General features: G+C 37.4%; 10 protein-coding genes and 1 pseudogene. 6 read left to right on the top strand and 5 right to left on the bottom strand.

What is annotated here, in order from left to right; genetic code table 11:
- From DWX73_RS05730 to DWX73_RS05720, 3 genes are all read left to right on the top strand, one after another.
- On the top strand, positions 1-499 hold a 499-nt coding region (locus DWX73_RS05730; protein ID WP_147334774.1), incomplete at its 5' end, for a TetR/AcrR family transcriptional regulator.
- A 231-nt stretch (positions 500-730) separates the two neighbouring features.
- Complete coding sequence (locus DWX73_RS05725) at positions 731-1,813, top strand: YibE/F family protein (protein ID WP_118347714.1); 1,083 nt, start codon at positions 731-733, stop codon at positions 1,811-1,813.
- Positions 1,810-2,565, top strand: a complete 756-nt coding sequence (locus DWX73_RS05720; protein WP_118347712.1) for a YibE/F family protein — start codon at positions 1,810-1,812, stop codon at positions 2,563-2,565. Before DWX73_RS05725 ends, DWX73_RS05720 begins: the two co-directional genes overlap by 4 nt.
- A 51-nt stretch (positions 2,566-2,616) precedes the next feature.
- On the opposite strand, the gene DWX73_RS05715 is transcribed toward DWX73_RS05720, so the two are convergent.
- Positions 2,617-3,981 carry an MATE family efflux transporter gene (locus DWX73_RS05715; RefSeq protein ID WP_118347710.1) on the bottom strand — a complete coding sequence of 455 codons (1,365 nt, stop codon included), beginning with the start codon at positions 3,979-3,981 and terminating at the stop codon, positions 2,617-2,619.
- Between the two features lie 18 nt (positions 3,982-3,999).
- Positions 4,000-4,617: a transcriptional repressor LexA gene (gene lexA / locus DWX73_RS05710; protein ID WP_118347708.1), complete on the bottom strand. Its 618-nt coding sequence runs from the start codon at positions 4,615-4,617 to the stop codon at positions 4,000-4,002.
- 207 nt (positions 4,618-4,824) lie between these two features.
- On the opposite strand from lexA, the gene DWX73_RS05705 reads away from it, so the two are divergent.
- Both DWX73_RS05705 and DWX73_RS05700 read left to right on the top strand, forming a co-directional pair.
- Positions 4,825-5,250: a LysM peptidoglycan-binding domain-containing protein gene (locus tag DWX73_RS05705; RefSeq protein WP_118347706.1), complete on the top strand. Its 426-nt coding sequence runs from the start codon at positions 4,825-4,827 to the stop codon at positions 5,248-5,250.
- Between the two features lie 234 nt (positions 5,251-5,484).
- Positions 5,485-6,549: a tyrosine-type recombinase/integrase gene (locus DWX73_RS05700; protein ID WP_118347704.1), complete on the top strand. Its 1,065-nt coding sequence runs from the start codon at positions 5,485-5,487 to the stop codon at positions 6,547-6,549.
- Positions 6,550-6,608: 59 nt separating this feature from the next.
- On the opposite strand, the pseudogene DWX73_RS05695 reads toward DWX73_RS05700, so the two are convergent.
- The 3 genes and pseudogenes from DWX73_RS05695 to dtd all read right to left on the bottom strand — a co-directional run bounded on the left by DWX73_RS05695 (position 6,609) and on the right by dtd (position 10,470).
- Positions 6,609-8,659 (bottom strand): annotated as a pseudogene (locus DWX73_RS05695) (HelD family protein).
- A gap of 26 nt (positions 8,660-8,685) precedes the next feature.
- Positions 8,686-9,921, bottom strand: coding sequence for a hypothetical protein (locus DWX73_RS05690; RefSeq protein WP_118347702.1), 1,236 nt, complete (start codon positions 9,919-9,921; stop codon positions 8,686-8,688).
- A gap of 102 nt (positions 9,922-10,023) precedes the next feature.
- Entirely contained in the window at positions 10,024-10,470 is a 447-nt protein-coding gene (gene dtd, locus DWX73_RS05685) for a D-aminoacyl-tRNA deacylase (protein ID WP_118347700.1), read from the bottom strand.
- 163 nt (positions 10,471-10,633) lie between these two features.
- Between dtd and DWX73_RS05680 the strand changes: the two genes are divergently transcribed.
- Positions 10,634-11,392 carry a tRNA 2-thiocytidine biosynthesis TtcA family protein gene (locus tag DWX73_RS05680; protein WP_118347698.1) on the top strand — a complete coding sequence of 253 codons (759 nt, stop codon included), beginning with the start codon at positions 10,634-10,636 and terminating at the stop codon, positions 11,390-11,392.
- Positions 11,393-11,513 lie beyond the last annotated feature (121 nt).

Genomic DNA, 11,513 nt, shown 5'->3' with positions numbered 1-11,513 from the left:
TTTAGACAAATTAACCGTTAAAGATATCATTGAAAAAGCAGAAGTAAATCGAAATACATTTTACTATTATTTTGAAGATATCTATGACTTGCTTCATGCGGTATTTAAACAGAAATTTGATGATTATTGTAATGAAGCTAGAGAAAAATCTTCTTTTTATGATGAATATGTTCGAGCTGCTGAATTTATCTTAAATAATAAACGAGCAATGGAACACATATACCATTCAAAAGATAAAGAGCTGATTCAGCAATATATGGAGAAAGTTACTTGGATTTTTATAGAATATTTTGTAATAGAAGCCGCTGATTCTTATAAATTATCAGATGAAGGAATTCATTATCTTACAGGATTTTATACCGATGCCATTGTAGGAAATACAATGCGTTGGATTAAAGAAGGTATGCCTCCTTTTCGAGAAAAATATCTTTTATTAGTCTCAAAGTCATTTGAAAATTCTATAGATGATATGATTCAATCCTATTTAAAATATTCTTAAAAACTGCGATGTATCAAATAAATAATCAAATCTACATAGGAATACAGATAAAATACAGCAACTGTTTGAAATACTAACAGAAACTGTTTTTGTCTGTATTTTCTTTTCTTCTTTTCATTATATTGTCAAATGTATCTGGGCTTGGATCCATTGAGCTTGCCGTTTTGATTAGTTGCAGTGTCAGTAGATGTATGCTATCATAAATGACATAGGTTTATTGAGGTGAAAACTATGTCAAAAAAATATATTTACAGTATCATTTTCTATTTGTTATTTTTGATATTTGTAGCAAATGATGCATGGCTTTATAAAACTCCGATTGCAAAGATTACACAAGTTACAGAAAAGAAAATTGCAGAAATGCCTGCTGTCCGTGGCGGAAAAGAAATCTACTATTTGCAGAATTTAAAAGTCAAAATCTTAAATGGCAGTCAAAAGGGAAAGATACTGACAATTAGAAATGAATATACTACCTCTCGTATAATTGATCAAAAATATCATAAAGGTAATCGCGTTTTATTAGAAAGCAGCAATGGAAAACCAGTTGCAGCAATTAAAACTCAGAAACGAGATTTCTATTTGGCAATGCTGTTTGGCGGAATCATCGTACTGCTGATTCTTTTCACAGGCAAGCAGGGGATTCGTACTTGCATTTCCCTTATCGTAAACGGAGCTATTTATATTCTCGGATTTTTCTTGTTTTTAGGCGGATATGATCTTTTGCCACTGTGTAATTTGCTTGTTATCATTTTTACCATTGTAACTATGCTGATTTTGAATGGTTTCCATCGCAAAACAGTAGCGGCAATTTTATCCACGTTCTTTGTATTTTCCCTAATCATGATGATCTTTTTTGTTACTTTAAATACCACTGAACCATTTGATTATGGAATGATGGAATATCTTGGAAGTACAGAAAATCCGGAACATCTCTTTATAGCAGAAGTAATGTTTGCCGGTCTTGGCGCCATTATGGATGTCGCTGTTACATTAACCTCTGCTATGGAAGAACTGATTCGGAAAAAACCTGATATTTCTCTTCGCAAATTATTTCATTCCGGACGGGAAATTGGATATGACATTATGGGGACAATGATCAGTGTATTATTATTTACCTTTGCCGCAGGGTTAATTCCATCTTTTTTAATCCGAATGAACAATGATGTTCCGTTCATTACTAACATTAAACAATATATTCCATTTGAAATTTCCAGATTCTTGATTGAAAGTATAGGAATTGTTGCTGCAATCCCGATTTCTATTGCAGTTTCCTCAGGATTTTTTAAATTGGCTGTTCGAAGGGAGAGAAGATGATGATATTAGTACTCATTCTTGTATTATGTATTTTTCTCTTCTTCGTAGGAGGAGAGCGTGGCGCTATCGTTGTAACAACGCTAGCCGGAAATGTTTGTGTATTAGCAGTTACGCTCATTCTTTTGGCAAACGGAATGCCGATTTTTCCCATTGTTTTTCTTGCCGCAGTACTAATCAGTTATATTACATTAATCCGACAAAATGGAAACAATCAGAAAACCTGGTCCGCATTTGTAAGTGTGGCAGGGATTATGCTTGTTCTTTCAGTAGCCATTGCAGTAATTGTGCACATTACTAATGCTGGTGGATTAAATGAAATTCAATCTGTCCAAGAAGATGTAGCGTTTTATTATACATTGGATATTCAGATTCCTATACAGAAAATTGCTGTAGGAGTTGTTATTTTAAGTGCACTTGGAGCTATTATGGATACAGCGCTTTCTGTAACGTCAGCAGTATACGAAGTTTCTCTTCATAAACAAGAATTATCCAGAAAAGAATATATTTTATCTGGAATCCAAGTGGGAAAGGATATTATCGGAACAACCGCAAATACACTTTTATTCGCATACTTTGGAGAATCTATTTTACTATTTTCTTATCTGGTGAATATGAAATATAATTGGGAAATGATTTTAAACTCAAAGCTTTTATTTCAAGGTCTTGCCATGATGGCGGCCGGTATGACCGCATGTCTGCTGGCAGTACCTGTTTCATCATATATCATAGCAAACGTAATCAGTGATAAATAAGAAAAACTGCAGAAGAGGAATGTTCTGCAGTTTTTTGTAATATTATATAACTTATTTGAATTCCGTGGGATGTGCTAGTTCCTTCATGGTTCTGCGATTTAGTATCACTGCCAGGAAAAAAGCAAATACATCAGCAACAGGCTGAGCAAGCTGAATTCCTGTTAACTGGAGAAAATAAGGCAGAACAAGAATCATCGGAAGAAAGAATAATCCCTGTCTTGCAGCCGCCAAGAGAGAGGCGCGCATTGTTTTGCCGATTGTCTGCATCAACATATTATTCATTAAAACCCATCCGCCTAAAGTAAATGTCACACACTGCATCCGAAGCGCTGTGCTGCCAATGGAAATCACAATAGGATCGTCCTTTCGGAAAATTGTGACAAGCGGTTCTGCAAACACGATCCCAAGTACAGAGAAGATAATAAGACCGCCAGTAGCGACCTTTACACAGAACCAAAACGCCTCCTGTACGCGCTTATACCGCCCCGCACCATAATTATAACCGCATACCGGTTGAAATCCCTGACCAAAGCCAATCAGGGCAGAATTTGCAAACATGGTAATTCTTCCAACAATAGACATTGCGGCAATGGCTGCATCGCCAAATGGATTTGCAGATAAGTTTAACGCCAGCGTTGCGATACTTGCAAGTCCTTGACGAAATAGTGATGGAAGACCGCCGCCGGCAATCGTAAGTAAATGTTCTTTGATATGCTTTAGATTCTTCAAACGAATCGGTATGCAAGTAGAAATCCGAATACCTGCCAACAGCAAAATGAAGCTGATAAGCTGGCTAATGATCGTAGCAAGGGCTGCACCGGCAACGCCCATATTCAATCCAAAAATAAAAATCGGATCCAGTACAATATTAATGACAGCACCAGAAGCAATCCCGAGCATTGCATAGAAAGCATTCCCCTGAAACCGAAGCTGATTATTCAGAACAAATTGCGCTGTCATATACGGTGCTCCAAGCAGAATAATTCCAAGATACGCTTCCGTATGGGGAAGAATCGTTTCCGTAGAGCCAAGCAGAAGAGAGAGTGGTTTCAAAAAAATCAGTCCCACAATTGTAATGATAAATCCTACAAAAATAGCAAGATAAAAACCGATTGCTGCAAGCTGTTCCGCTGCTTCATGATCTTTGGCTCCTAATTTTCTTGACATGGAATTCCCAGATCCATGACCACAAAAAAATCCGGCTGCCTGTATTACAGCCATAACAGGAAATGCAACTCCGACTGCAGCGGTAGCGCTCGTGCTGATCTGCCCGACAAAAAACGTATCCGCCATATTATAAAATGCCGTAACAAGCATACTAATTATCGTCGGGATCGCCAGTCGGATAATAACCGATGGAAGAGGATCATCTGTCATCATTTTAAACTTTTCTTCTTGAGAAAGTGGATGTTTCATACTAATACTGCCTCCCGATTAACGCATAAAACGGAAGACACCGATTACTTTACCTAAAATTTCAACATGATCCACAATAATCGGATCCATGTGATCGTTCTCCGGCTGAAGTCGATAAATACCTTCTTCTTTATAAAAACGCTTAACAGTAGCGCTGTCATCAACCATAGCTACAACCATATCTCCATTGGCCGCTGTACATTCCTTTTGAACCAGTACAAAATCACCATCCAAAATACCGGCATTAATCATACTTTCACCTGATACTTTCAGCATATAAGTATTCTTATTCGGCATAAATTCCACAGGAATAGGGAAATAATCTGTAATATTCTGTTCTGCAAGGATTGGTTCTCCAGCCGCAACCCGTCCAACAATTGGAACCTGAACCATTTCCCGGCGTGACAGATTAAAGTTCTCATCAAGAATTTCGATCGCGCGCGGCTTTGTTGGATCTCGACGGATATAACCATTCTTTTCAAGTGTCTCTAAATGTGAATGAACAGAAGAGGTAGACTTCAAATTCACGGCTTCACAAATCTCACGTACTGCCGGTGGAAAACCTCTTTCTAAAATCTGTTCTTTTATATATTCTAAAATTTCGGACTGTTTTTTGCTGATATTTCCATTTGACATAGTAATTCCTCCTGAATATGGCACAACTAATTTAAATTTAGTTTATCATAGATAATTTGAAAAAGCAAACAAATGTTTGAAATGTCTTGACAAACGTTTGTTCGTATATTATAATGCGAGCATAAACGAACATTCGTTCTGATTGATAAGAAAGATAAGTTATAATCCATTAAGAGTTCTACAAGAAGAGCAGGAGGGGAATGTATTATGAAACATAAGAGCAATTATCATCATCACAATCCAAATAATCAAACGAACCATAATCACAGACGGAGATCCTCTGTCATAAGAATACGTGCAAAGCGCTTATTCATGGTTATTTGTATGTTAATTGTAATCAGTTGTACCTTATTGCTTGGAAGCGCTTTTGCAAGTGCACATGATTCTAGCGAAAAGAACACAAACAATAAGTATTATAAATGTATTGAAGTTGCTCCTGGAGAAACACTATGGACTATTGCGGATCGTTATGCTTCAACAGAATATGATTCGTATCAGGAATATATCGATGAAGTCATTCAAATTAATCAGATGGATTGTTCTACGCTGTATGCTGATCAAAAACTTATTATTCCATATTATGCAGAGGAACACTCAGAAGATATCTATACAGCATCTGCGCTTATGCAATAGCTTTTTGCCATATACCATATAAATAATACATATCATGTGACTGAATCGAATTCTTGGAAAAGAGTTGGTTGAATGAATTTTGTGTTTCATTATTGATATTTGTCTCTTCATTGAGAGAAGTATATCTATACGACAAATACAGATTTATCAAATAGATATAGACTAAATTGATTATTCATGGTACAATCTCTTTAGATTTATTAATTTTAAGATATTCAGAAAGGGTTTACTACTATGGCGAAAGACATTAGAACATACCATGAACAGGCTTTTATTGACAATACGCTGCGGCTGCGTGAAGTTCTTCAAACAATGCCGCCTTTTGTAAAAGATTATTTTCGAGCGATTGAACCGACTACTTCCGCAAAGACAAGAATTTCTTATGCTTACGATATCCGTGTCTTTTTCCGGTTTCTCATGGAGAATAACCCTGTTTATCGCAACTATACACTCAATCAGTTCCAACCCGCTGATTTAGAACGTGTTGAACCGGTTGATCTGGAAGAATATCTGGAATATCTGAAGGTTTATCACTCTGACGATGATAAACAAATTACCAACAGCGAAAAAGGGATTGCAAGAAAGCTTTCAGCATTAAGAAGTTTTTATACCTATTATTACCGTCATCAAGTAATCACAAAGAATCCAACAGATTTTGTAGATATGCCAAAGATACATGAAAAAGCTATTGTGCGTCTGGATACCGATGAAGTTGCAATTTTACTTGACTATGTTGAGAATTGCGGAGCAACACTAACCGGTCAGAAAAAAGTATATTATGAAAAGACAAAAGAAAGAGACCTTGCCATTCTTACTCTCCTGCTCGGAACAGGAATTCGTGTTTCTGAATGTGTCGGTCTTGATCTGGATGACATTGATTTTAAAAATAACGGAGTAAAAGTAACTAGAAAAGGCGGAAACGAGATGGTTGTCTATTTTGGACGTGAAGTTGAAAAAGCTCTTCTTAATTATCTCGAGCATGATCGAAAACTCCAGAATCCTCTTCCGGGAAATGAAGAAGCCCTCTTCTTATCTACTCAGCGAAAACGCATGGGTGTGCAGGCAGTTGAGAATATGGTAAAGAAATATGCGCGACAAGTAACTCCAAATAAAAAAATTACACCGCATAAGCTGCGCAGTACATATGGTACTTCTCTCTATAAAGAAACAGGAGATATTTATCTTGTAGCAGATGTATTAGGGCATAAAGATGTTAATACAACCCGGAAACACTATGCAGCCATAGACGATCTTCGTCGCAGGCAGGCTGCCAGTGCCGTAAAACTCCGGGAAGAATAACCTGACTTTAGCTTTATCTGCTAGATTACTTATTGGTTTTCACAAAAATAATTCATTCGCTAATTTTCTATATGCAATATGGAAAGTTCATGTAATGCTCTTGTTGCACAGATATATTCTGCCTGTCGTGCCAGTTTCTGATTTGGAATTTCTTGCTGCCAGGAACAAACACAGTCAAATTCCAGTCCTTTTGCAAGATAAAATGTCGTGACAGTAAGGCCTTTTTGAAATGAACTGCTGTTTCGATCAAGATATGTTACTGCAGCATATTCTTTCAGATGCTCATAAATCCAGAGAGCTTCTCTCTCTGTTTTTGTAAGGATTGCTGCTGTTTCATATCCGTTGACTAATACTTCCTTAGAATCCGGATAGAGATATTCCAGACAAGATTGCAGTGCTTCCACTCTACTGTGAAATATTGCTTCTTTTATCGGCGTTCCATGTCGCTGAAAAACACTGATACCGGATAATCCAATAAGACGATTTGCATATTCAGTAATTTCTACTGTGTTTCGATAACTTTTGTTTAGAACAATTTTCCGAATCTGTCTTCCATATATTTTAGGAAGAAACTGAAGTACATCCTGCTGTTCTTCATCCATTGTCTGTGCTTTATCGCCAAGAATTGTCATACGGCAGGAAAACATCGTTTCAAGGATACAGTACTGCAGATATGAGTAATCCTGCATTTCATCGACAACAAGGTGTTTAATGTGTTTATGCTGACGAACGCTGCAAAGACGATATTTCATATACAGCATCGGAAATACATCCTCATATCGGAGAAAACGTTCTTTCTGAGGAAGTTCCGGAAGTGGTTCAAAGCCAAACATCTCTAAAAATTGAGAATAGATTACATAGAGATCTTTTGTTTCATACATTTTTTGAAATTCTTCTGTAATGACTGCCCGCTCTTCTTCCGTCAGATCTTTTCCACGTAATGTTTCATATTCATCTATTACATATTCCATAACAGAATCCATTCTTGATAGTAATGGGATCTGAGTAAATTTATCATAAAACAGGTGAATCAATTCATATTCGCTTTTTTCATAGCCTTTCCAGTGAATTTTATGAAATTGAACAAGACTATCTTCTAAAATAGCGAAATACCCTTCCATCATACCGATAAAATCAGCAGATTGTTTTTCGTGAAATTTAGAACCGGCTTCTGGTGCAAAAAGCTGTTGTTCCAGAAGATCATACTGATCCTCACAATCATTGATATACGGCAGAAGCTCTCGATAAGCAAAAAGATCAAAACTCATTTCCTGAATTGGTTCTTCTCCCAATTCCGGCAAAATTTGAGAAATATAGTCTGAAAACACTGTGTTTGGAGATAAGATTAAAATATTGGAAGATTTCAAGTGTTTGCGATCATGATAAAGTAAATACGCTATTCTATGAAGTGCAATCGAAGTTTTTCCACTTCCGGCAGCTCCTTGAATAATCATAATTCGATCTTTCGTATTTCTAATAATTTCATTTTGTTCTTTTTGGATTGTTCTGATAATATTTTCAGATGAATGTCTCCATTCATTCCAAGCTCTGCTTTTAAAATATCATCGTCTATTTTAATATCACTTTCAAATGCATAGATCAGCTTACTATTTCGGATTTTGTACTGCCATTTTGAAACTACTTCACCACTCATTTTTCCACCAGGTGCCAGATAGGATGCCGGTCCTTTATCATAATCATAGAATAAACTGCTGACCGGAGCACGCCAGTCATAGATTAATGGAATCTGTCCACTTCCCTCTGAAAAACTGGCAATCCCGATATAAAAGGCTTCTGCATCATCCTCACCGTCATATTGAAAATCTACTCTCCCAAAATAAGGGGAATCTAGCATTTTGCGAAGACGCCGTCGAAAAAGCCGCTGCTCTCTCGTACTATTCATCTGTTGAAATAATGCTTGCTGATTATCATAATTCTCGTAGCCATATTCATCCATTTCTGTATAGCTTTCCCAATAATAGTCATGCATACGGTCAATATCTTTCTGACCATCGGCAATCTTCTGATCCAATTCCTGAATTCTCTTCTGTAATTTTGAAAGTACGAAAAAAAGATATTCTTCTGATGTATTTGTAGTAATCTCGTTCATAATTACTCACTCCTGTTGCTCTAGTCTTATGGGGTATTCTGTATCACTTCATTAGAGCCAAGCGGCATTAAATAATATGAAATCGTAACCGGGTAGCCTGATGCCCCGTCATAATGCCAAAATCTTAAGTACTGTCGATCATTTGTCATACCATCAAATAACAAATGCTGTTGTCCTCCAAGCCAATAACCAATTTGTGGATTGTCTGTTAAAAAAAAAGCTTCCGGATAAGCACTCTGAAAATGTGAAGCAAATAATATCTGCACAGCATTTCGGGGATCATATTCCAATGCAGAAAACCCAGCAGCGACATAATCTCCCGGCATAAAGATATGGTACATATCATTTTCAGAAAATGCCAGTGTTTCTGGTTCCGCAATCATTTCCAGGCTGTACATTCCATTTTGTTCCTCAGTGAACGGATATACAGCATAACAGTCTTGTCCTTGCATAATTCTAAAATTCAAACAAACAGAAGTATCTTCTGCCAAAAGCGGCTGGCCATTGACCGCCGGAACTGTATATTGCTCTGTAAACGTAACCTGTGCAAGAAAATCGATATCTGTTCCCGCTGTAATTTTCACTGTCTCTAATTGAATATAACGATCTGCTCCGTCTGTACGTCGGGATAACGCATAGCGTTCCAAACTATTCTTGATCAACCAGTTTCTATCAGAATAGCTTCCGGCTATCCGAAAGCTTCCGGAAATAGTACTCTCCAGTGTTTCCAGCGTTGGATCCGCTGCCAGCAATTGCTGCATCTGACAGACAATCTCTGAATCCGCATCAAGCCGTTGCTCATCTAAAGAAGAGATCTCTTCGTTTAATACAGGATCTTTTGGAAATGGCTGCTGTTTTACAAAAAAATGTTTATAAGGATGCCAGATCATAGTCGTATCATGCACCGGATCACGCCAGGTGATGGTCTTCGGATCATCGAGTGAGGAGGATAGCTCATACGACACTTGGATTTTCAGGTCATCAGTAAAAAAGCCTCCCAGTATAAATGTAGTCAATCCGGCTCCGGCAAATAAGATCCACATATTTCTCCACGGCCGTTCCGACACCCAGTAAAAAACAAGGCAGCCTGCCGCAAGAAGTGCAAACGCCAGCGCAGCTAAAAGACTTCTAAGCCATGGGATTCTATATGTGATCTGATAATACTTCAGCAAAAAAATATCTGTCCATGTAAGTATTTCGCATAAAAATGCGAGTCCAAGCAAAATACATCCTGTTATCTTACGTTTTTTTGAAATTTTCATAACTCCACCATCTTTTATGTGTATTCACACATTTGTATCAATACATGCACAACAATGCATGACGCAATAGACATCTGCTTTTTTGTTTCCTTCAGCTTAGCATTATAATTCTTTAGAATCCAGAATGATTGTAAATGGTCCGTCATTCAATAAATCCACTTTCATATCGGCGCCAAATTCTCCTGTCTGGACAACCGGAATAACTTTTTTACATTCTGAAATAATATACTGATACATCGCATTTGCCATATCCGGAGCTCCTGCATCTGTAAAGCCCGGACGATATCCCCGTTTACAATTTGCATAAAGTGTAAATTGAGAGACAAGGAGAAGTTCTCCATCAACATCGGCAAGAGATAAGTTTGTTTTTCCCTGTTCGTCTTCAAAAATGCGAAGCCCTGTCATCTTTTTTACCATTTTATCTGCAATTTCTTTTGTATCATCATGTGTCACACCGATTAAAACAAGAAATCCTTTATTGATTTTTCCTATCATCTTCCCTTCTACTGTTACCGAAGCATGTGTCACACGCTGAATTACAAATTTCATAATCATTTCCTCCTAAAGTTCCTATTTGTTATTTTTTTATTATAGCAAACCTACTGGCTTCACACAAGAATCGTCTCAGAAAAGTGTTGCATTTCCGCAGAAAATAAGCTAACATAACGATGATTAATAGTATTTAGTATTGATAGTAAAGGCAGGAATACAGATGAAACTACAACAATTATTAAGCTTGACACGAAAAGCAGTTGATGAATATGAAATGATTCAGGAAGGTGACCATATTGCTGTTGGTATTTCCGGCGGAAAAGATAGTCTGGCTCTTCTCTATGCACTGCAGGGGCTTCAAAGATTCTATCCGAATCATTTTAAACTAAGTGCAATAACCGTAGATTTAGGCTATGAGAAGTTTAGTACAGAACCCATTGCAAAGCTTTGTGAAGAACTTCATGTGCCTTATCATGTAGTAAAAACAGATATCGCACATATCCTGTTCGAAGAACGTAAAGAGACGAATCCTTGTTCGCTCTGTGCAAAAATGCGTAAAGGCGCCCTAAATGAAGAAATATTAAAACTTGGATGCAATAAAGTGGCATATGGGCATCATAAAGATGATATTATCGAAACAATGCTTTTATCAATGATTTTTGAAGGCCGCTTTCATTCATTTTCTCCGAAAACGTTCCTGGATCGAAGAGAAATTACCGTGATTCGCCCATTGATGTTTATTAATGAAGCGGATATTATCGGTTTCAGCCGCAAATATCAGTTACCGGTATCAAGCAGCCGTTGTCCGATTGACGGACTGACCAAACGCCAATATGCCAAAGAGCTGCTACACCAGATTAATACAGAAAATCCGGGAGCAAAGGAACGGATGTTTACCGCAATCTTAAATGGAAATATTAGCAGCTGGCCGCCGCGCACACTTCACCCGCGCATCCAGCAAAAGAAAGAAACTGAATAGTTTTTCAGAGCGTAAATAAAGCTCCGGCAGAAATACTTCTTTAAACATAAAGAGAGTTCTCTGTCGGAGCTTTCTGATTCGTTTCAATGCACACCGGATGGCAGATCCGGCAACTCAAAAC

It is taken from the genome of Coprococcus sp. AF21-14LB, assembly GCF_003458885.1.
GTDB lineage: Bacteria > Bacillota > Clostridia > Lachnospirales > Lachnospiraceae > UBA9414.
Note: the sequence above shows the minus strand (reverse complement) of the source record. Positions and strands in the feature narration are given on the sequence as shown.